Consider the following 21,116-nt stretch of genomic DNA (forward strand, 5'->3'; position numbering starts at 1 on the left):
ACATAACTCCACCTTTTTTCTGAAGGCGTACCGCTACACTTGCAACATAGATTAATCCTGTTTTTTCAATCAACTCGCAAGTGTTTATGTATCTACCATTTACCCCTACCTTGTTACCCCGGCCGCTGCGCCGGACAAGCGTCCTGGCGGGCCGGCCTGCTCTGTGGCGGTTGGTTGTGTTCCTACTGGTGAGTGTCTGTTTCTCCCTGTTGGCGTTGGCCCAAACCTCGACGGACGCCGTCGACACCGACTGGGCCACCACCGGCAACGAGGATGGCAATGCCGTGTCTACCGCCGATTGTAATGCCCCTCACCCCGACTATCAGGCGCTGGTGGACCTCTACAACAGCACCAACGGGGCCAACTGGTATAACAACGCCAACTGGCTCAGCGGCTGCGACCCCTGTAGCGGGGGCTGGTCTGGCATCACCTGCACCAATGGCCGCGTGAGTCTAATAGACCTAAAGAACAATCGCTTAAGCGGAACACTGCCCAGCAGCCTCAGTGCCCTGACCAGCCTTCAAGTGCTTCGGCTGTTCGGTAACGATTTGAGTGGGAGCCTGCCGGCGAGTTGGAGCGCCCTGACCAACCTGCGAGACCTTCGGGCTCAGGGTAACCAGTTGAGTGGGAGCCTGCCGGATAGTTGGAGTGCGCTGACCAACCTGCAAGTGCTTATTCTGGACAACAACAATTTGAATGGGAGCCTGCCCGCAAGTTGGAGCGCCCTGGCCAGCCTGCAAGAGCTTTGGCTCGTCGGGAACCAGTTGAGCGGGAGCCTGCCGGCGAGTTGGAGCGCGTTAACCAAGCTGCAACTGCTTCGGGCTCAGAGTAACCAGTTGAGTGGGAGCCTGCCGACGAGTTGGAGTGCGTTGCCCAACCTGCAACAGCTTTATTTGAACGACAACCAGTTGAGCGGGAGCCTGCCGGATAGTTGGAGTGCGTTGCCCAGCCTGCGAGTTCTTAATCTGTTCCAGAACCAGTTGAGCGGGAGCCTGCCGGCGAGTTGGAGTGCCCTGACCAGCCTGCAAGTGCTTCGGCTGTTCGGTAACGATTTGAATGGGAGCCTGCCGGCGAGTTGGAGCGCCCTGCCCAACCTGCAACTGCTTCGACTGGATGACAACCAGTTGAGCGGGAGCCTGCCGGATAGTTGGAGTGCGCTGACTACCCTGTTTGACCTTCGGCTGAATGATAACCAGTTGAGTGGGAGCCTGCCGACGAGTTGGAGTGCGCTGACCAACCTGCAATTTCTTTATCTGTTCGACAACCAGTTGAGTGGCTGCATTCCGGCTTCCTATTCGGTGTTCTGTGGCAAGTTAGTCAATTTTTCGAACAATGCAGGCTTGCCTGGCGGGGGAGACTTCAGCGCCTTTTGTGCCAGTGGCAGCGGCAGCGACGCCATCAGCCTGGCCCTGCCCAGCAGCAGTTCGGCCGTCTGTACCGGGGCAAGTGTAACGGTGGCGGTGAGTGTCACGGGCACGGCCCCGCTGAGCTACCAGTGGTACAAAAACGGGGCATTGGTGGCGGGTCAGACCACGGCTACGCTGTCGCTGGGCAATGTGCAGGCCGCTGATGCGGGCAGCTACCAATTGGTGGTTACCGGCTGTAGCAGTACCACCAGTGCCGCCTTCAGCCTGTCGGTCAACCCGGCCCCTACGGCCGGCATCAGCCCCAGCACGGCCACGCTGAGCTGCACCAGCCCCAATGCCACGCTGACGGCCATGGGCGGCACCAGCTACCTGTGGAGCACGGGTGCCACTACGGATGCCATCAGCGCCACGGTGGCGGGCACCTACTCGGTGACGGTGAGCACAGGAGGCTGCACGGCAACGGCCAGTGCGACGGTGACGGGCAGTACCATAGCCCACCCCGACTATCAGGCGCTGGTGGACCTCTACAACAGCACCAACGGCCCCAACTGGAGCACCAACACCAACTGGCTCAGCGGCTGCGACCCCTGCAGTGGGGGCTGGTACGGTATCACCTGCACTGATGGCCGCGTGAGTCAAATAGACTTAAATACAAATCGCTTAAGCGGAACCCTGCCCAGCAGCCTCAGTGCCCTGACCAGCCTGCAACAGCTTCGGCTGTTCGGTAACGAATTGAGCGGGAGCCTGCCGGTGAGTTGGAGTGCCTTGACCAACCTGAGAGGCCTTCGGCTGGACGATAACCAATTGACGGAGAGCCTGCCGGTGAGTTGGAGTGCGCTGACCAACCTGCAAGAGCTTTTTCTTTGCCAAAACCAGTTAAGTGGGAGCCTGCCGGCGAGTTGGAGTGCCCTGACCAAGCTGCAACGGCTTTATCTGTTCCAAAATCAGTTGGGTGGGAGCCTGCCGGCGGGCTGGAGCGCCCTGGCTAACATGCAAAGCCTTCTTTTGAACGACAACCAGTTGAGTGGCTGCATTCCAGCTTCCTATTCAGTCTTCTGTGGGAAGGCTGATGTCGATTTTTCGAACAATGCGGGCTTGCCCGGCGGGGGAGACTTCAGCGCCTTTTGTGCCAGTGGCAGCGGCAGCGACGCCATTAGCCTGGCCCTGCCCAGCAGCAGTTCGGCCGTCTGTACCGGGGCAAGTGTAACGGTGGCGGTGAGTGTCACGGGCACGGCCCCGCTCACTTACCAATGGTACAAGAATGGCGGGGTGGTCACGGGCCAGACCTCAGCTACGCTGCAACTGAGCAACGTGCAGGTGGCTGATGCGGGTAGCTACTCGGTGGTGGTCGCCGGGGCTTGTAACTCGCTTACTGCCACGGCCTTCAGCCTCACGGTCAATCCTCCCGCTCTGGCCACTATCGCGGCCTCAACTACCGCTCTGAACTGCACCACGCCCACCGCCAGCCTCTCGGCAACGGGCATGGGCACCTACCGCTGGAGCACCGGAGAGACAACGGCCGCCATCACCGTCAGCCCCACCAGTACCACCGCTTACGCGCTGACACTGACCACCGCCGAGGGCTGTCTGGCCACCAACCAGATTCAACTCACCTACACGCCCGACACCCAGGGCCCGACGATTATCACTACCACCCTTTCGCTGACGCTCAACGCCCAGGGACAGGCCACGCTGCTGCCCACGGCCATCCAGACCAGCGATAACTGCAGCGGGGAGGTTAGCGTTCGTCTGGGCCGCAGCAGCTTCACCTGCGCCGATAGGGATACGGTGCCCATCAGCGTCACGGCTACCGATGCGAGTAAAAACTCCACCACGGCGACCGTGCAGGTGACGGTGCTGGATAACACCGCCCCCACGCTGGTGACCAAAACCGTCAGCAAAACCCTCTCAACGGGCGGCACCGCCGGCATTACGGCCGAGGAGGTCGTCAGCACGGCATCGGATAACTGCTCCTACACGCTCAGTGTAGCTCCGGCCAACTTCACGGCCGCCGGCAGCTACACGGTAGTGGTCACCGCCACCGATGCCGCCGGCAACTCCACCACGGCCACCGCCGGGGTGAGTATCGGCAAACGCCAGGCCGTGCTGGCTTACCAGGGTTTGAACATCGGGCAGTACTCAGACCCGGTGGCCCTGCAGAGCCTCCTCACCGAGGTCGACGGCACCACTCCACTGGCCGGCAAGCCCGTCAGCTTCACGCTCAAAGCGCAGCAGACCACCGGCACCACCACTGCCGCCGGGGTGACGGCCCCCAATCTGGTGCTGACCCAGAAACCGGATACCTATACGCTGGTGGCATTCTTTGCCGGAGACGCTATCTACTTGCCGGTCTCCACCACGGCGGTCTTCAGCATTCTGCCCGAAGATTCCCGCGCCACCTACACGGGAGCCTTGTTTGCCTCGGCCACCAGTGTGAACGCCGGCAGCGCCCAGGTGACGCTGAGCTCCACCATCCAGGACATCACCGCCGTGCAACCGGGTACCGACAACAGTCCGGGTGACATTCGCAACGCCACGGTGACCTTCGTCAACCGCGACGATGACAACAAGGTACTGGGCACGGCACCGGTGGGGCTGGTCAACCCCGGTGACCTCAAAATCGGCACGGCTACGGTCACCATCTCGCTGCCCACCAGTAACCAGGGCTACAGCACCTACACCATCGGCATAATCGTGGGGGGCTACTACACCCGCAACAGTCCGGAAGACAACGTGGTGGTCAACGTAGCTACCCCGCAGAATGACTTCATCTCCGGGGGCGGGTTTATCAACCTGAGCCGGTCGGCGGGCCAGAAAGCGGGTGATGCCGGTACACGCAACAACTTCGGCTTCAACGTCAAATACAACAAGAACGCCACCAACCTGCAGGGCAACGTCAATGTGATTACCCGCCGGATGGAGCCGGACGGAATGCTGCACGTCTACCAGATCAAAGGCAACACCATGACCTCGCTGTCGACCCTGCCGACCACGGCGGGGGGCAAGGCGGCCTACAACGGCAAGGCCAGTATTCAGGACATCACTAACCCGCTGGCGGTGGTGGCGGTCGACGGTAACGCCACGCTGCAGGTGACGATGACCGACAACGGCGAACCCGGCAGCAGCGATGCCATTGCCATCACGGTGTGGAACAAGTTGGGCGGTCTGTGGTTTGCCAGTGAGTGGGACGGCGTGAAGACGCTGGAAAAGACGCTGGCGGGGGGTAATCTGGTGGTGCGGGGTGCAAAGGTAGGCACACGGGAAGCCGCCGTAGAGTCGATGGTGGTGGCTACGGTGACGGAAGGGCCGGTTAGTCTGGCCGTAGCCGTCCAGCCCAACCCAACTACTGATGAGTTGCAGGTCACCATAACCGGTCCGGCCAGTCTGAAAACGGTAACTTTGAAGCTCTACGATGTGCTGCAACGCATAGTCGGCGAGTGGCCGGTGGCCTTACAGGAAGGACAGGGACAGACCAGCCTCAGTCTGGCTAACCAGGCTACGGGCGTGTACCTGCTGAGCGCCGAAGCCGACCGGCAGCGGGCCGTGCAGCGTGTGCTGAAGCGGTAGGGGAAGAAGGGCATGGAAGGCGGGGAGCAGCAATAGTGAACAAAAAAACGCCCGGCTCTCAGGTCGGGCGTTTTTTCGTTTCACAAATTCCGTATTTTGTTGGGCCACCAACCTCACCTGTGCTATGAATAAATTTCAGTCCGTCGATTTCCGGACCATGGATGATCTGCTCGAGTACCTGCCCGACGACGAGCGGAAGATGATGGAGGTGCTCAGGAAAATTATCCTGACCTGCATACCCAACTGCCGGGAGAAGCTGTCGTACAATGTGCCGGTTTACTCGCGCCACCGCATGATCTGTTTTCTCTGGCCGGGTTCGGTACCCTGGGGTGGTTTGCATACAACAGGCGTCCGGCTGGGTTTCATGCGGGGCAATCAACTGACCGACGAAGCCGGCTACCTCGATAAAGGCAAGCGTAAACAGGTTTACGTCCGGGATTTTGCGTCTCTTAAGGATATAGATATCGACGTGCTGAGGCCTTTCCTGATCGAAGCGGCCATATTGGACGAAGAGGTGGCCAGACAGAAGAAGTCCCGTTCGCGGAAAATGGGTTAGGTTGTTTTAGCCTGCTGGCATTTGCCGTTTAATCAATCACATACACTACTAGTTGGCGTTCTGGCGTCGGGGCTGCTTATTTGTTTTGCGTCCATTAACCCATCATCTCCTCTTATGAGCCGTCCTTATCTGATCACCCTGACACCTTTGCGCGGAATAGCTGCTCTGCTGGTGGTAGTATTCCACTTTAATATGCTGGTGATGCCTGTTATCGATCCGGCTGTTACCCAGCTACATCGCCGGTGGTACTTGCTGGTCGACTTCTTCTTTATCCTCAGCGGCTTCATCATTACCTATGTGTACGGAAGCTGGTTTGAAGAGCGCGTGGCAGGAGGGGTGTTCCGCCGGTATATGGCTGCCCGGTTCGCCCGGATTTATCCGATGCATCTGGTCACCCTGCTCTGGATTATCGGACTGTACAGCTTAATCAAGGCATACGGTATCACATTGAAGCCTCAAGATCAGGTTGTGTTTGATACGTCTGCTATCCCCATGCATGTCCTGATGGTACAAGGCTTCAATACGGTCAGGTCCGGGACCTGGAACCTGCCATCCTGGTCTATTGGCAGCGAATGGCTTTTATATCTGGTATTTCCGGGTTTAATGATTGGGTTTCGGCGTTTATCATCGGTAGGGAGATACGCCCTGTTATTGGTAGTGGCCGCGCTTTATGTTTATCTGGAGCAGTCGGTACGGCCCGGTGCGCCCCTCAAACCCTGGCTTTGGCGCTTGCCCGATACCATCGACGATATTACCTTCCCCAAAAGCTTTCTGCGTTGCCTGGCCGGCTTTTTGCTGGGTATGGTAACCCACCATGCCTATACGCGGGCGTGGGGCAGGCAATGGATAGGCCGGAGCCGGACGTTCGCTGTGTTGGGTATTTGTTTGATTGTAAGCTATCACCTGTTAGTACCCGATACAATCACCATCTGGTTCTTTCCCCTGCTGATCCTGAGTGCCAGCTTCAACAACGGACGTATTGCCGGTTATTTGCAAACCCGTCCGTTGCAGCGGCTGGGCGACTGGTCGTATTCCATTTATATGGTTCATATACCCATTCTGTTCTCGTTCCTGGCCGTACAGCTTATCAACGCACCGGCGCAGCCGGCTCCTGCCAAACCCGTCGAATATGGGCTTGTTGGGCCAATTGTATGCCTGGTATATGTTATGCTGGTGCTGTTGGTTTCGTCGGTAACCTACCGCTTTGTGGAGGTTCCCGCCCGAAATTACCTCAATGCCAAACTGAAGTCCAGACCGCTTGCGGTGGCGTGAAAAGTGAGAGAATGGCTTCGCCATTTTCTCACTCCTACAGGCAGCTACATAATTCGCTGATTCACTCTTTCGCTCTTTTGCTCTTTAAGACCGTTGCCAATTCTTTTCCCAGCACCTCATACCCGGCCGCGTTCGGGTGGAGGCCGTCGGAAAACAGTTGTTCGTTGATTTTGCCGGTTTTCAACAGCAGCCGTTTGCCAACATCCTGGTACCCAATGTTCTCCGACCGGGCCAGCGCCTGAATGCCTTTGTTGAGACCGGCTACCCGCGTTTCCTGCTCCCGGCGGGGGTAAATGCCTAACAGTGTTAACCTGGCTTTAGGCTGCCGGAGCCGGATGGCGTGTATCAGGTGTTTCAGGCCCTGAACAATTTCGTCATCGGTGTTCAGGTGGAGGTTGTTGGTGCCGATGTTCAGGATGATCTGTTCGGGCGCAATATCGTCCAGTTCATCGTTATAAACCCGCCATAGCACGTTTTCGACCCGATCCCAGCCGAAACCGAAATTGCGTACCTGGAGCGGATCGAGGTACTTGTCCCAGGAACCTGCTCCTGCAATCCGGTTATTTAAGGGCTTGCCGCCCCAGTTGTGCGTGATGGAGTTGCCAATGAACACGATTCGGGTGGGTTCGGTCTGGTTCAGCTTAAGCATCTCGGTATGCCGTTCTTCCCAGTTGTAGCTGCCGGGCTCGCGGTTCTGTCGGGTGGGTATCTGGGTGGTCAGGGTGCCGAGGGGTTGTTGCAGGATCTCCCGGATCTTCTTCTCGTAGGCGTTGGCGTAGCGCATCATGCCGAGGTCGTTGGGGTGAGTGCCGTCGACCATGCAATCCAGATCCATCCCAATCTCCGACATTGGCAGCAGGTAAATACCCTGGATATTTTCGCCCTTAAGTTTGGCAAACGCTTCCCGCAGGTCGAGGTTGGCATTTTCAAACAGGGGTTGCCGGTGCGGCATCAGGTAGCCTTCGGTGTAGCCATCATGTTCGGTGAGCAGGATGGGCGTTTGCGGGTGTTTGGCGCGGAGGGTTCTCACGGCATCAATGATGCGCTTTTCCAGCTCCGGCCGGTCCACTACGGTTTGAATCAGATTTGGCAGGCAGTCGAGCACAAAGAGCTTGGCGTCGATCTCGTTGACCAGATCAACTACTTCCTTCTCCAGCCGGCCGTTGCCCGAAAAGCCGAGGTTGATAACGGGGCGGTCGAGTTTCCGGGCCAGTATGGTAGGCCAGGCCATTCCGGGCCGCGATGCGCAGGCACCCTGGGCAATGGAGGTGCCGTAAACTACAATGGGCTTCTCCGGCCGCTGCGGCAGCGCCGTAAAGCTACTGCCCGCCGGTACGCCAATTTCCAGGTTACGGACGCCATTGTACAGTGGCAGGTACAACCGGTACTCCCGACCGAGTTTGTGGTAACCATCGGTGGGCCGCAGCTGGGCAAAGGTATACTGAACCGTGTCTTTAAAGCTGTATTTACCGGATGCCAGATGCCAGCTGCCGTCGCTGTCGATACCGTACAGATCCACCCCACTGACCCCCGTGGCCGGCATATGCGGCAGGGCGGCATTGCCGGTTACCTGATAGCGAACAATAATCTCCGGCGCATTACTCACGAACCGGATCGACAGCCCGGCCGTTTGCCGCGACAAATCCCAGACCGGTTTCCGGACCAGCGCTTTGGCGCGGGGCGGTAAGCGCTGTAGGGTGTCCGGCATTTCGCCGGGCCAGGCCTGCCCGTCGACCACCGGGAAGGGGCTGTCGGCCGGTTTCCACCAGGTGTAGGGGGTGGGTGTCTGCGCCAAACCGGCATTTGCCAGCAACCAGAAAAGGGCCAGGTATAGGCAGGAGGCTGAGCTGTTTCTGTAAACCATGCCGGGAATATACACTTGATTTGAAACAAAGAGAATCGGAAGCTAACTGAGCTGATTATTTTAATAAATGCCCGATCTGCCGTTTACTCAAATGAGTTAGCCGAATTTGGAATAGCGGACCGTAACGGCTTTATTTACTGATAGATAGCTGTGCCAGAAAAGTATACAAAGTAGAAAATAACTAAATTAACTATGCATACCCTCCATTGCCGTAGGGGTTAGGCGGATGCACGATGTAGGGAAAAGCGGCTGGTTCTTGTTGATACCAATTTACAACCTGATCCTGGCCTGTACCGAAGGAGAACCCCGGGATAATCAGTATGGTCCCAACCCGAAGCCCCTTCAGCAACAAACCGTTGTGCAGTAAATTGTTTTCGTTCACTTGTTACAACCGCATCAGGCTGAGCGCGTATAGCCGGTAACGGCTACTATTTGCGGCCGTAGTATACCTTTACTGCGGCAATACTGGTATCGGGTGTCGCTAATGAAACGACAGGTTTGGGCGTTTCGGGGTGAACAGCCGCCTGCCCGGTACGCAATTCGTGCAGTTTGGCATACTTGGCAATAGGGTATATCGCCGAGAACAGCGACCAGATAAACCCGGCAAAACCATCCAGAAAGCCGCCTTTGAACAGATAGGTAGCTAAAAACGTCCAGATAAACCGGACGGGAAGCAGCAGCCGGGTTTGTCGGCGGTTTGCCTTCGCCAGTTCGCCGGCCCCCAGGGTGGTGTAGCGGTTTAATTTCTCCAGATACTCGTGCAGGGAGCCGTAGCTGTAGTGCCACAGCATTCCGGCCAGGGGTACTATATCGCCCGAAACCGTTACCTGTTCATGAACCAGCGCAGCGCTAACCTGCGCTGTTTTTTTGTTGAAAAGACGTACCAGCGGCCTGCGGCTTTCACCGACGTACCGCATGGCCTGCCCCATGAATACCAGCCGGCGGGAGACACTGAAGGCCTGGTCTTCGTTCGGTGGAATCGCCATGACCCGCCAGATCGCCCGCTGCAGGGTATCGTCCACCACCTCATCGGCATCCAGCAGCAGCACCCAATCGTGCGTTGCCTGCTCCACGGCATATTGCTTCTGTGGTCCGTAACCGTCGAAAGTCCGGTGGTAGATCCGGCAACCTATTATGCGGGCAATGGTCAGCGTAGCGTCTATGCTGCCTGAATCAACGATAACAACCTCATCGGCCCAGTCAATGACGGAGGTAAGGGTTTGCAGGAGCGTTCGTTCGGCGTTCAGGGTGATTATGACCACCGAAAGCGGGAGTTTAGCGGGATCAGGAAGCTTTTTCATAGCGAGCTGGTATCGTATAAAAATGGGTGTTCGATAACCAGTACGCAAGTCGGACAAGCTGTGTTGCAGCGTTTATTAAAAAAATATTAGAAACTTTCTTATTTAATTTTGGCCAGCAGCGTAAAGATGTTGGCCGTCATGCCCGCTCCGGTATTTCGGGTGTAATGGCCATACCGCAACTCCAGGCTGTTCAGGGGCCGGATGCCGGTGCCGACAAAATGGCTTTGAGGCCTGTTCTGTCGTAATCACTGCTTTGTCGGTTGCGGTCGGCGGAAGTTCGATTACCAGCAGCAGCGACTCGTTGGCCAGGGCTTCAAACGCCAGTTCGTCGGGTGATTCTACCCACAGGGCCAGTCCGTCGTTTTGGTGAAGCAGACAATTGGCTACTTCAAAGACCCCCTGAAGATTAAAGACAAAAATACCGCTGCCCGACCTATCCGCCGGAATGTGAAAGCTGCCTTCCTGCCGGCCATCGTACCGCCCAATAAAACACCGGCCAGGGGTTTCCGAATAGGCTGATTGCCATAACGGAACAAGAGTATTTTTTCGGGAAAGGTCGAAGCAATTCCGGCTGAAACCGGGAGTGAATTCCCTGGCCGGCGAAGCTATCCAGCATTGAATACACTGAATGTATTCGGTTTCGTATGGATTGTGGATGGTGTAGCTCGTACCCGCCGGCAGCGACAGCACGCCCAACTGCCCGGCTTCCAGAAACCCCGAGGCTATATCACTCCGGTATTCCAGGCCTCCCAGCACCGGAAGCAACAGAACGATCGTGTTTTGCCCGACCTCCAGCTTCAGCCCGGCACCAGCCCGCAGCAGGTCGTCGTTCAGCAGGTGCAACGGACCGAACGGCCGGCGGCTCTCGTGCTGGTAGACACCGAAGTTGAACGTGTGGTAGCTGCGGAAGCTGTCGGTTTCGGAGCAGCCGCGCTGGTCGGCCAGGTATATCTGGGTGTGCCGGTTCATGCTATAGGCTGCCAGTGGTCAGGTTGCCATCAAGCATTTACGACGATGGTATGCGTCAGCGTATAGCCGCCCGACAAACTCCCCGACACGGTCGCCAGTTCGGTAGTGTAGCCATCGCTGAACACATTGTCGCGCTCGTTTTTGGTATCCTGCGCCCCTTTGGTGTAGCCGTACGACTGGCCGGTGGTATAAACCAGGTTGGTAATGTCGTACGGAAAGGCAATCTGCGTGACCAGCAGCGACTTGCCCGATGCGTTGTAGATATGCACGTGGATATGCGTTGTCCGCCCGCTGTACCAGCCGGGAAAAATGGTGGTGAAGCTGACCAGCCCGTTGGCGTCGGTTGTTTGCCGGCCGCGCAAAAAGTCTACGTTGGTAAAATTAGCGCTCTGCATGCCGGTGCCGCCGTACTCCGAATAGTAGCCATCTTTATCGCAGTGCCAGACATCCACCAGCGCACCGGCCAGGGCAGCACATCCGTTGCCGGCGCTTTTGATGGTGATGTTCATGGTCATCGGAATACCCCTACGATCGTCGCGGATATCTTTGCGCACAAAATTGGCGGGCACTTTGGTCGGGAAGGGGCCTTCGGTTTCCGTAGGTGTTACGGTGCAATTGCCCGCTGAACTGCCGTTGGTAGAACCGGTGGAGGTGCTGGTGCCCGAAGGCGTGGTGGTGCCGGTGGGGTTTACGTCCGACCGGCTACAGGCTGCGGCCATCGAGCCCATGGTGGCGATGCCCAGCAGGCTGCCAAATCCTTTCTGTAAGAACTCTTTACGATCCATTCGGTAAATTGCTAAATCGTACTGAACAATGGCTCAGTACTATGCGCTTATACGCACCGGGCCGCTGTAGCGTTGCAGCGGCCCGGAAAGATTTAAGGCGCAGCCCTATCGGTCAAATCCGTTAAAACTGGATCAACAGGCTTTGGCGCTCCTGCTGCAGGGTGATTGGTTCGTCGACGAACCGGGCGTTCAGATTAAGCCGTTTGCACATAGAGAGCCACTCCTGCCGGGGAATGATGAGGAAGCCGTTTTTCTGCCGGACTGTATAATAAGCCGAAAATCGCAGGCGGAACAAGAGCCGAAGCATCGACAGGAATTGCCCCTGCCGGAGCGACCGACCCAGAATACTCAGCATATCTTTCAGTACCCCTTCCTCTACGATCAGATCACAGATCAGGGCTTTGGCGCCCGGTGCCGCTACCTGGCTGATGTTTGCCAGTAACTGCTCTACTTCGGCTGCATTGCGGTAGTACTGGACCACGCTCATGACAATAATGATGTCGAACCGTTGGCCCGCAACTGCGCTGAAATTCAGGTAATCATCAGCCGGCAGGTCATGAAAAAATACGTTTGGGTGGTGGGCATGTTTGGCGCGGCCGATCTCGTTGTACCGCCTGGAAATATCCAGGCCGTGGATCTCGCCCACCCGGTTGTGCCAGGCATCTTCCAGGTTGCCCGGCCCCGAACCAATATCCAATACGGTTGCGGTTTTGGATAAGGGGATGTACATCTCGACCCGGTCCAGAAAGTACGCGTAATTGGCCGACATCGAGTTGTCGAATTCATTTTTATTTTGCCAGAAGTCAAGCCAGGTCGTGCTCATACCCACGGAATACTTAAGTGATTGGTGAAATAGACGTTTGACTAACGCCTTGTTTAGCTATACGTTTCGGCCGGCTGCCTGACCGGCTTCAGGGCCACCGGAATGTGCATCAGGTACAGCACCCGGAACCAGATCAACACACAGGGCAGGGCTTTCAGCACGTAGGGTTTGATTAGCTGCGTACGCACCTCCGGCGGACACAGGTCACTGGCCGATAGGATGGTAAAGATGAAACAACTGATGAGCAGGGCGCGGTCGAGGCTGGTTTGGGGGCAGACAAACCACCAGCAAAGCACGCCCGTTACGGCGGTGATGTAGGTGGGCGACTCGGCCACCGGGTTGAAAATCACCTGGAAGATCAATACCGACGCCAGCAGCAGCATCCGGAACGTGTGTTCCGCGAATCGTCGCCGGTGAACATATACCGTGCAGAACAGCACCACACCCGCGCCAATGATGACGGACGAGGAGATGTCGGGAGAGACAAGCTGGTGAACGAGCCGGTGAATGGAGGTATTCACCCATTTGTCAACGTCCGATTTGATGGTCAGCTGCCGAATCCATAGCTCGTACTGCCAGAGCAGTTTGGCGGGTGAGGTAAGCAGCAGCGGCAGCAGGGCCAGCACCACTCCCCACAATACCATGTACAGCATAAACCGGCCTTTCTGCGGATAGAGCAGGAACAGGGCGGCCGCTACCAGGCTGTAAATTTTGATGTTAAAACCCAGAATGATGAAGAAGGCCGCCCAGCCTACCTGTCGCTTTTCAAAGCTGATAAACGTGAACAGCGACAGGGCGGCAATCAACGGATTGGTCTGGCTGTTGGCCAGCGAGGTAAACAACTCCTGCAGCGAAAACCAATAGGCAAATACTTTCTGCCGGCGGGTCAGGGGCATCCGGTAAATGGCATACAGCCATATGCCGGCAAACAGGAAGTGCCAGATAAACAAGCCTGCCCGGTAAGGCAGGGCAAAGATTGGCGCAAAAAGCGCGGCAAACGTAGGCGCGTAGTGGTAATGATCTTTGTATAAGGCCGGGTAAGTATCGTACAGGGTCTGGCCATCGAGCAGGTGGTAAAGCGAATAGTAGAAGATGCTGTAGTTGTTGGACCCAAACAAAAAAACGGTCTTAATGCTGGCAAACAGGGTAATAAGCAGATAGACACTAAAAATCAGCCGGAAATCGCTGAACCAGGGATTGTTGAGACGGATGCGCATACAGGAAATAATCGGCCGGCCATGCTAAAACCAGTCTGCATTGGCTTGTGCCGGTATCGGTTGACAAAGATAGGCGTAATTAGCCGGCCGAAAATTAGGAACAGGTTAATTGTGGAGCCTTATTTCCGCTGAGCAGCCGCGTGTTTCGCCAGTAAGTGCAGGGTATGCTCCAGCGCTTTCGTATCTCCCCATTCCTCATGCCCCGGCACCACTACTTTAGCCGAGCTAAACTCCCGGATTACCCGCCGGACCGAATTTGCCCATTCGTTCAGGTTGGCATCGGCCACATTGCCCATCCCGAAAGCGGCTACGCTCTTCACGAAACAACCGCCATGCAGAATCTGCTCGCTGGGGAGCCAGACGACAATGTTGTCGCTGGTGTGACCTTCGCCGGGGAAATAGCAGCGGATGGGCACCTGCCCAATCGTAAAGGTGGTATCGGCCGGTAAGATAGGGTCGGGCGATGGGTACCCCTCTTGCACCGATTTCTGAGCCGTCAGCGGAGTACTAATGACCCGGACACCGGCTTTCTGGAGTTCGCTGATGCCGCCCACGCGGTCGTCGTGAAAATGGGTGGCAATGCAGAACCGCACGGGCTGGTGCAGGTTGTCGGCTACCCATTGCAGCAGTTGCCGGGTGTTATCGGTATCCTTTGGGGTATCCCAGCCGGTATCCACCAGCACCACGCCATCACTAGTGTTGATGATGAGTCCGTTGGAGGGAATGGCGGCATTCTGGTATATGCCGTAGGTGGTGTGTACGAATACCCGGTCGGTGAGGGGCGTTACGACCAGTTTCGGTTTTTGGGGAGGCTGGGCCAGCCCAAAACCGCTGAACAGAACAGCAATAAAAAGCAGCAGCAGAAAACGCATCGTGTCTGATGGATAGAAGCGATATTGTCGAAAAGTACCCATTTTTTCAGGTATCGCCAAACCAAAATGGTTCGTCTGTATATTTGGCCATGCCGAAGCGATACCCCAACCAACTCTCGTACGGAGCCAACAACCTGGTGGTGGCCTTATCCGCTACCGAAGTGGCCAAGGTATTTCGGGGCGACACCCGTTCCGACATAGGTTCAGAGGCCGAAAAACTCAAATTTGCCAACCAGATCAATCATCTGGTGGCGCAGTTTATCCGCCTGGATTACGACGAGGTAAACGAGTGGGATATGCTGGTGATGGAACGAATTTATCCGCTTGATTTCCGCAGCATTGAAATCTCGAAACGTGAGCTACTGCTCGATGTATTTGCCGATGAATTGCGGCAGCTCCACAAGGCCGGATTTGTACACCGGGACATCAAAAGGCCTTCGGACCAGGGCGGAGAAAAATACGACAATGTGATGCTGACCGACCAGGGAATCCGCCTGATCGACGTTGGTATATCCGCTCTGCGCAATCAGGTAGGGGAGAAGCTATTTTTGAAGTACGTTGGGGCTGAATTAGAGGAACTGGTGGAGTTCAAAGCCTATTTTCTGAGCCGGTGAGGTTTTGGTTTACCGACAGAAGCGACTTTTTAGATGCATAAGTTGAATTATCGAAGTGTATCGAAAACTCGGTATACTTTGCTGCAAACAAACAGGAAATTTTACGCTCTCTCAACAACTGAATACGTGGTTTTGACGATTTTGTCATATACTCCATCGCACCATATTTCATACATAAAACGGCCGTCTCTATGTGTGAATATCCGGTAAAGATGATGACCGAGACAGCCGGATTTGAAACTTTAATCGTTTTGAGTACCTCAGAGCCGTATATATCCGGAAGCTTGAAATCGCAGATGACGACATTGATCCCTAATTCTTTAAGCCTCTACAGACCTTCCTTACCGGTAAAGGCTTCAACGACATCGTAGCCATGTTTAGAAAAGAAGCGGTTTAGGAGCAGGACTATATCATGGTTATCGTCCATGACGAGAATACGACCTGATCGCTTGCGAGATGTTCTTTGTGTTTTGGCCATTATATGGTTGATCAGTCAATTGTTAATTTCCGGATCTCCGCGTTGTGTTTTTTCCAGCGCATCGTAATGGGCGGGCCACTCAGGCCAATGGTTGATGTCTCTGCTACAGAGCCTATTTGGGTTTAAATATAGCTGTGAATACCTGCACTACACGCATTAATCTCCGCATGAGTTGCAGAGATTAATGCGTGTAGTGCAGGTATAATCAATCCACCAGCCGGGAGAGTTAGTGGGCTGCCTATACATCTTTATATATGGCAACTGTGCGTTTGTTCGGACTTGATGTAGGGTTTGCTGCCGTCGATTACCTCAAAATTCGCCATCATACCGGCGGCATGGTGTTCCAGAATGTGGCAGTGGTACATCCATCGGCCGGGGCGGTTGTCGGGCATCCAGGCGATTTTGACGCGGGTTCTGGGTTTCAGGTTATACGTGTCTTTCCAGGCCCTATACGCCGGTGGGTTGCCGTTTTCCTCAATCACCTGAAAGAAGAACCCGTGCAGGTGGAAGGGGTGATCCATCAGACTGGCGTTGAACACCTCCCACACCTGCAACTCACCCACTTTGACCGGTTCGTCGTTGACATGCACATCGTTGTTGACCAGAAAATCCAGTCCGTGCTTCAGGCTCGGACCTACCGACAACTTAACCTGGCGGGTGACCGGCGCATCCTGCGGAGCCAGCGGGGCAATGGTGCGCAGGCGCTCGGGCAGAAACGCCACCGATGGCTTAGGCGCACCCACCTGGACGGTGGCAAACTGCTGCCGCTTGGGTTTGAAGGAGGTCATGCGGTTGTATGGCAGCGACTCAATGGCAAAACTTTCACCTTCGGCAAATGGCCCGGCTGCAATATCGACCCGTTCGCCCGGTGTGATCAGGACTTCCGTTACGGTCTGGGGCGTTTCCAGCAGGCCACCGTCGGTGCCGATGATCTTGAACTCGCGGCCACCCAGATACAATAGAAAATACCGGGCGCTGGCCGCGTTGATAAACCGCCACCGCTCGGTTTGGCCGGCGGCCATTTCCAGCACGGAGCCTTCTTTGCCGTTAATCAGTAAGGTATCGCCTTCGCGGCCGTCGTGCCGTTCGGTGAAGCGGCCGAAGAAATTGCCCTGTTTGAACTCACCGGCCGGTGTCAGCTTCATGTCGTCGATCATCAGTAACCGCTCGGCATCCAGTACCGGGTCGGTTTCATCCTCCACAATCAGGGCACCGTACATACCGCGCTCCATCTGCACGGTTTCGTTGGCGTGCGAATGGTACCAGAACGTGCCGGCATCGGGTACCACAAACCGGTATTCAAAGGCCTCGCCCGGTGCAATGGGTTTCTGTACTTCGCCGGTGCCGTCCATGGAGGCCGGCAGCCGGATGCCGTGCCAGTGAATGATCGTCGGCTCGGGCAGGTTGTTCTTTACGTTGACCACGAGCGTATCCCCTTTGCGGGCTTTCAGGACCGGACCGGGCACCTGCTGATTCAGGCCCCAGGCGGTAACGGTTTTGCCGGGGGCTACTTCCCAGGCAAATTCACTGGCTTCCATTGCGTACTCGACTACGTTGCTTAGTGTCTCCATGATTTGGTTGTTTTTTGGTGTGAGAAAATTGTATTATCGAATGATGGGTCAAAGGTACAGCGGTCAACCGGTTTGTGCATTTTTTATCTAGCTGAAGCCGACATCCGGGCCGACGAAAGTGCCTAAGCCGGTGACGAAGCCGTTATTAATCAGGTTTATGGCTGTCTTGGTGTGTCAAATTCAGTCCTGTCTTTACCGATCAGGAACACCACTTTTCCGGTTCGGTAGCGATTTTTCCAGCTTCGTCGGCGTATCGGCGGCTTCATCCACAAAAATTGGATTTGGGTAAGACGATGGTGGTAGCTTTGTCCCGTCAACCAATCACCAGTCTATTCACACTATCCATTATGAAACAGTTATTATCCATCACCATGTTGCTGCTGGGGCTGTCGATAGCCGCCATCGCCCAGGAGCGGTTTACGATCAGCGGCTACCTCAAAGATGCCGCCAACGGCGAGGGCCTGATCGGGGCCACGGTTCAGGTCAAAGGACAGCCGGTCGGCGTGGCGACCAATGAGTACGGCTTTTATTCGCTGACCCTGCCTAAAGGGGAGTACCAACTGGTCTACAGCTACGTCGGGTACGAATCCATCACCAAAGCCGTGTCGCTGAACTACAACCAGAAACTGGATATGCAGTTAAAATCTGCCAATGTGCTGATTCAGGAAGTAGTTGTGAAAGCCACCCGGTCGGAGCAGAACGTCAACAGCCTGGAGATGGGCGTGAGCAAGCTCGACATGAAGACAATCAAAGCCATGCCGGCCCTGCTGGGCGAGGTCGATGTTATTCGCAGTATTCAGATGCTGCCGGGCGTATCCACCGTCGGCGAGGGCGCTACGGGCTTCAACGTGCGGGGCGGTAACATCGACCAGAATCTGATCCTGCTCGACGAAGCCACCGTGTATAACTCGTCGCACCTGATGGGCTTTTTCTCGGTCTTTAACCCGGATGCGGTGAAAGACGTAAAGCTGGTGAAAAGTGGGATTCCGGCGCAGTACGGCGGCCGGTTGTCGTCGCTGCTCGACGTACGCATGAAAGAAGGCAACGCCAAACGCCTGGCCTTGTCGGGAGGAATCGGTACGGTATCGTCGCGCTTTACGGTGGAGAGTCCGATTGTAAAGGACAAAAGTTCGTTCATCATCGCCGGACGGCGGTCCTACGCCGACCTGTTTCTGAAGCTGTCGCCCAACGAGGATCTGAAAAACAACCAGATGTTTTTTTACGACCTGTCGGCGAAGGTAAACCAGACGCTGAGCGCCAAAGACAAGGTGTTTGTGTCGGCTTATCTGGGTAAGGATGTATTCAGCGCCAAGAATTTCGGCGATGGCGATTTTAAGATGAACTGGGGCAACAAAACTGCCACCGTTCGCTGGAACCACCTGTTTTCCGACCGCCTGTTTGCCAACTTCACCGGCGTCTACAGCGATTATGATTACGAAATTGGGGTACCGCAGGGCGCGCAGGCCTTCGAGTGGAAATCGAACATCTACAACTACAGCGGCAAAGCCGATTTCTCGTACTACCTCAACGCCAATAACACCATCAGCTTCGGCGGGAACGTCATACACCACCGCTTTACCCCCGGCAACGTCGGTACCAATGGCGAAGGTTCGTTTATCAACGCCTTCAAACTAACCGAACGGAACGCCCGCGAATACGCCGTCTACCTCGATAACGAACAGACGCTGGGCAAACGGCTGAGCCTGCAATACGGCGTACGGGTATCGGCCTTTGATTACCTGGGTGGGCTGACGGTTTACGACTACCAGGGCGAACCGAACCAGAAGAAACTGCCGGTAAACCCGCGTACCTACAAAGCCGGCGAGTCGGTATCGACCTACTTCAACGTGGAGCCGCGGGCGTCGGTCCGCTATACGCTGGACGACAACAGCTCGCTCAAAGCCAGCTACAACCGCACGGCTCAGTACATCCACCTGATCTCCAGCTCAACGGCCGCATCGCCCCTGGACATCTGGTTTCCGACTACCAACCACATCAAACCCGAAACGGCCGATCAGTTCGCGCTGGGCTATTTCCGAAACCTGAAAGACAACGCCATTGAGGCCTCCATCGAAGGATTCTACAAGACCATGACCAACCAGATCGACTACCGCGACGGCGCGCAGGTGCTGCTTAACGACCACCTGGAAGGTGACCTGCTCTTCGGCGAAGGCCGGGCCTACGGTGCCGAAGTGTACGTGAAGAAAAACGCGGGGAAACTGAACGGCTGGGTAAGCTACACCCTCTCGCGCTCGGAGCGACGGATCGACGGCCTGAGCAACAACCAGTGGTACGCGGCCAAGTACGATCGCCGGCATATGCTGTCGGTGGTGGGTATCTACAACCTCAGCAAGCGGCTGAGCCTGTCGGCCAACTTCACCTACAACACCGGTGTTGCCACCACCGCCCCGAACGCCCGCGTGGAGATCGACGGTATGGTTGTACCGTATAACTCCACCGGCAACCGCAATGCCTTCCGCGTACCGGCCTACCACCGGCTCGACCTGGCTGCCACGCTGCAGGGTAAGCACAATGCGCTGCGTCGCTGGCAGGGCGAGTGGGTGTTCTCGGTATACAATGCCTACGCCCGCCGGAACGCCTTCTCGGTTTACTTCCGCCAGAATGAAACCAATCCCCAGCAAACCGAAGCTGTCCGGATGGCCATCTTAGGCTCGGTGCTGCCCTCGGTTACCTACAACTTCAAGTTCTAATCCGAAACGAATACACACCTTATAAATCATTCACACACCATGAAATCATATAGCGTGCTGGCCCTGCTGCTGGGCCTCTGGGTAAGTCTCTCAAGCTGTGAGGACGTCGTTGATGTCGAACTCGAAAAAAGCAAACCGGTACTGGTCGTCGACGGCTGGATCACCGATCAGCCAGGCCCGCAAACCATCCGCCTGAAGACCACCGCTCCGTATTTCAGCAACGGCGCTTCACCGGTCGTGACCGGCGCAACCGTTACCATCCGCGATAACCAAGGCCAAACCGAGGTATTGAAAGAAACGGCACCGGGTGTCTACCAAACCCAATCGCTGCGGGGGAAAGTGGGTAACCAGTACACGCTGACGGTGAAGACGGGCAGCGAGGAATACACCGCCGAAACGGCCATTCGCCGTACCTTCCCGATCGATTCCATCGGAACGGTTTACCAGAAGGAGTCGATGGGCCGGAAAGAGGGGTATACCCTGAGGTTTTACGGCCGGGAGCCGTTGGGCGTGGGTGATTCGTACCGCCTGAAGGTATACCGCAACGATACCCTGCTGAATTCACCCCACGACCTGATCTTTCTGGAAGACCGGTACGTCGACGGCAACTATTTCAAAGGGCTGGATCTGGGCCTAGAGCCGTTCCGCAAAGGCGATAAGGTCCGGATCGAGAACCACTCCATTACCGAAGACACCTACGCCTTCCTGACCGAACTATCGACGCAGATGCGCAACGGCGGTATGTTCGCTAATCCCCCGGCCAACGTGCGTTCCAACATCAAAGCCGTGCAGGGCGGTAAAAAAGCCACCGGCTGGTTTGGCGGCTCGGCCGTCAGCAGCGCCGAGCGGGTGGTGGAGTAAGCAAACTTCGTGTAAATAAGGGGCAGCCCTGGCGATGGCTGCCCCTTTCTGTGTCTCAATTGCTGCCCTGCTGGAAAGCCTGACGATCACGCTTAATTGAGGTATTAGAATTTCTCCCGGATAATCTGGCTGTCCTGCCACTCCTGCACCGAGATTGGCGTGTACTGTTTCGGTCCCCACTCCCGGTGATAATAGTCACACTGGTGTTTGAATAGCAGCGCAAAACCAAGGTGGTCGTAGTCTTCAACGCCAGTTTGCAATTGTGATATTTTCTTCTACATTTGTAGA

At 56.0% G+C, this 21,116-nt stretch carries 16 protein-coding genes and 1 pseudogene; 7 read left to right on the forward strand and 10 right to left on the reverse strand.

What is annotated here, in order from left to right; genetic code table 11:
- Positions 1-86 precede the first annotated feature (86 nt).
- The 3 genes from ABD931_RS16250 (at position 87) to ABD931_RS16260 (ending at position 6,762) form a co-directional block, all read left to right on the forward strand.
- Complete coding sequence (locus tag ABD931_RS16250; protein ID WP_345268868.1) at positions 87-4,934, forward strand: leucine-rich repeat domain-containing protein; 4,848 nt, start codon at positions 87-89, stop codon at positions 4,932-4,934.
- A 124-nt stretch (positions 4,935-5,058) separates the two neighbouring features.
- On the forward strand, positions 5,059-5,490 hold the full coding sequence (locus ABD931_RS16255) for a DUF1801 domain-containing protein (RefSeq protein ID WP_345268869.1): 432 nt from the start codon (positions 5,059-5,061) through the stop codon (positions 5,488-5,490).
- Positions 5,491-5,604: 114 nt separating this feature from the next.
- The gene (locus ABD931_RS16260) at positions 5,605-6,762 is read left to right on the forward strand and encodes an acyltransferase family protein (protein ID WP_345268870.1); all 1,158 of its coding nucleotides are present in this window, start codon (positions 5,605-5,607) and stop codon (positions 6,760-6,762) included.
- 61 nt (positions 6,763-6,823) lie between these two features.
- Here ABD931_RS16260 and ABD931_RS16265 read toward each other — a convergent pair whose 3' ends face one another.
- On the reverse strand, positions 6,824-8,626 hold the full coding sequence (locus ABD931_RS16265) for an SGNH/GDSL hydrolase family protein (protein ID WP_345268871.1): 1,803 nt from the start codon (positions 8,624-8,626) through the stop codon (positions 6,824-6,826).
- 205 nt (positions 8,627-8,831) lie between these two features.
- Between ABD931_RS16265 and ABD931_RS16270 the strand changes: the two genes are divergently transcribed.
- Positions 8,832-8,993 carry a DUF805 domain-containing protein gene (locus tag ABD931_RS16270; protein ID WP_345269081.1) on the forward strand — a complete coding sequence of 54 codons (162 nt, stop codon included), beginning with the start codon at positions 8,832-8,834 and terminating at the stop codon, positions 8,991-8,993.
- A gap of 61 nt (positions 8,994-9,054) precedes the next feature.
- On the opposite strand, the gene ABD931_RS16275 is transcribed toward ABD931_RS16270, so the two are convergent.
- The 6 genes from ABD931_RS16275 to bla all read right to left on the reverse strand — a co-directional run bounded on the left by ABD931_RS16275 (position 9,055) and on the right by bla (position 14,593).
- Entirely contained in the window at positions 9,055-9,927 is an 873-nt protein-coding gene (locus tag ABD931_RS16275) for a glycosyltransferase family 2 protein (RefSeq protein WP_345268872.1), read from the reverse strand.
- 102 nt (positions 9,928-10,029) lie between these two features.
- On the reverse strand, positions 10,030-10,896 hold the full coding sequence (locus ABD931_RS16280; protein WP_345268873.1) for a pirin family protein: 867 nt from the start codon (positions 10,894-10,896) through the stop codon (positions 10,030-10,032).
- 29 nt (positions 10,897-10,925) lie between these two features.
- The gene (locus ABD931_RS16285) at positions 10,926-11,681 is read right to left on the reverse strand and encodes a dioxygenase family protein (protein WP_345268874.1); all 756 of its coding nucleotides are present in this window, start codon (positions 11,679-11,681) and stop codon (positions 10,926-10,928) included.
- Between the two features lie 121 nt (positions 11,682-11,802).
- Positions 11,803-12,504, reverse strand: a complete 702-nt coding sequence (locus ABD931_RS16290; protein WP_345268875.1) for a methyltransferase domain-containing protein — start codon at positions 12,502-12,504, stop codon at positions 11,803-11,805.
- 53 nt (positions 12,505-12,557) lie between these two features.
- Positions 12,558-13,721 (reverse strand): glycosyltransferase family 87 protein, encoded by a 1,164-nt coding sequence (locus tag ABD931_RS16295; RefSeq protein WP_345268876.1) that lies wholly within the window; start codon positions 13,719-13,721, stop codon positions 12,558-12,560.
- A 119-nt stretch (positions 13,722-13,840) separates the two neighbouring features.
- The gene (gene bla, locus ABD931_RS16300; protein WP_345268877.1) at positions 13,841-14,593 is read right to left on the reverse strand and encodes a subclass B1 metallo-beta-lactamase; all 753 of its coding nucleotides are present in this window, start codon (positions 14,591-14,593) and stop codon (positions 13,841-13,843) included.
- A gap of 89 nt (positions 14,594-14,682) precedes the next feature.
- Between bla and ABD931_RS16305 the strand changes: the two genes are divergently transcribed.
- Positions 14,683-15,207 (forward strand): serine/threonine-protein kinase, encoded by a 525-nt coding sequence (locus ABD931_RS16305; protein ID WP_345268878.1) that lies wholly within the window; start codon positions 14,683-14,685, stop codon positions 15,205-15,207.
- Here ABD931_RS16305 and ABD931_RS29250 read toward each other — a convergent pair.
- Positions 15,182-15,520: pseudogene (locus tag ABD931_RS29250) on the reverse strand (response regulator); the annotation flags it as partial. The gene ABD931_RS16305 and the pseudogene ABD931_RS29250 sit on opposite strands and share 26 nt — an antisense overlap.
- Before the next feature lie 413 nt (positions 15,521-15,933).
- Positions 15,934-17,256 (reverse strand): multicopper oxidase family protein, encoded by a 1,323-nt coding sequence (locus ABD931_RS16310; protein WP_345268879.1) that lies wholly within the window; start codon positions 17,254-17,256, stop codon positions 15,934-15,936.
- Between the two features lie 347 nt (positions 17,257-17,603).
- On the opposite strand from ABD931_RS16310, the gene ABD931_RS16315 reads away from it, so the two are divergent.
- Positions 17,604-19,967: a TonB-dependent receptor gene (locus ABD931_RS16315; RefSeq protein ID WP_345268881.1), complete on the forward strand. Its 2,364-nt coding sequence runs from the start codon at positions 17,604-17,606 to the stop codon at positions 19,965-19,967.
- A gap of 39 nt (positions 19,968-20,006) precedes the next feature.
- Positions 20,007-20,828 carry a DUF4249 domain-containing protein gene (locus tag ABD931_RS16320; RefSeq protein ID WP_345268882.1) on the forward strand — a complete coding sequence of 274 codons (822 nt, stop codon included), beginning with the start codon at positions 20,007-20,009 and terminating at the stop codon, positions 20,826-20,828.
- A 104-nt stretch (positions 20,829-20,932) separates the two neighbouring features.
- On the opposite strand, the gene ABD931_RS16325 is transcribed toward ABD931_RS16320, so the two are convergent.
- Positions 20,933-21,088, reverse strand: coding sequence for a hypothetical protein (locus ABD931_RS16325; protein ID WP_345268883.1), 156 nt, complete (start codon positions 21,086-21,088; stop codon positions 20,933-20,935).
- Between the last annotated feature and the right edge of the window lie 28 nt (positions 21,089-21,116).

It is taken from the genome of Nibrella viscosa (assembly GCF_039541875.1).
GTDB classification, from domain to species: domain Bacteria; phylum Bacteroidota; class Bacteroidia; order Cytophagales; family Spirosomataceae; genus Nibrella; species Nibrella viscosa.

Bases quoted from the DNA above. Each gene is read 5' to 3' on its own strand.
- ABD931_RS16250 (WP_345268868.1), top strand. From the start codon at position 87: ATGTATCTACCATTTACCCCTACCTTGTTACCCCGGCCGCTGCGCCGG.
- ABD931_RS16255 (WP_345268869.1), top strand. From the start codon at position 5,059: ATGAATAAATTTCAGTCCGTCGATTTCCGGACCATGGATGATCTGCTC.
- ABD931_RS16260 (WP_345268870.1), top strand. From the start codon at position 5,605: ATGAGCCGTCCTTATCTGATCACCCTGACACCTTTGCGCGGAATAGCT.
- ABD931_RS16265 (WP_345268871.1), bottom strand. From the start codon at position 8,626: ATGGTTTACAGAAACAGCTCAGCCTCCTGCCTATACCTGGCCCTTTTC.
- ABD931_RS16275 (WP_345268872.1), bottom strand. From the start codon at position 9,927: ATGAAAAAGCTTCCTGATCCCGCTAAACTCCCGCTTTCGGTGGTCATA.
- ABD931_RS16280 (WP_345268873.1), bottom strand. From the start codon at position 10,896: ATGAACCGGCACACCCAGATATACCTGGCCGACCAGCGCGGCTGCTCC.
- ABD931_RS16285 (WP_345268874.1), bottom strand. From the start codon at position 11,681: ATGGATCGTAAAGAGTTCTTACAGAAAGGATTTGGCAGCCTGCTGGGC.
- ABD931_RS16290 (WP_345268875.1), bottom strand. From the start codon at position 12,504: ATGAGCACGACCTGGCTTGACTTCTGGCAAAATAAAAATGAATTCGAC.
- ABD931_RS16295 (WP_345268876.1), bottom strand. From the start codon at position 13,721: ATGCGCATCCGTCTCAACAATCCCTGGTTCAGCGATTTCCGGCTGATT.
- bla (WP_345268877.1), bottom strand. From the start codon at position 14,593: ATGCGTTTTCTGCTGCTGCTTTTTATTGCTGTTCTGTTCAGCGGTTTT.
- ABD931_RS16305 (WP_345268878.1), top strand. From the start codon at position 14,683: ATGCCGAAGCGATACCCCAACCAACTCTCGTACGGAGCCAACAACCTG.
- ABD931_RS16310 (WP_345268879.1), bottom strand. From the start codon at position 17,256: ATGGAGACACTAAGCAACGTAGTCGAGTACGCAATGGAAGCCAGTGAA.
- ABD931_RS16315 (WP_345268881.1), top strand. From the start codon at position 17,604: ATGAAACAGTTATTATCCATCACCATGTTGCTGCTGGGGCTGTCGATA.
- ABD931_RS16320 (WP_345268882.1), top strand. From the start codon at position 20,007: ATGAAATCATATAGCGTGCTGGCCCTGCTGCTGGGCCTCTGGGTAAGT.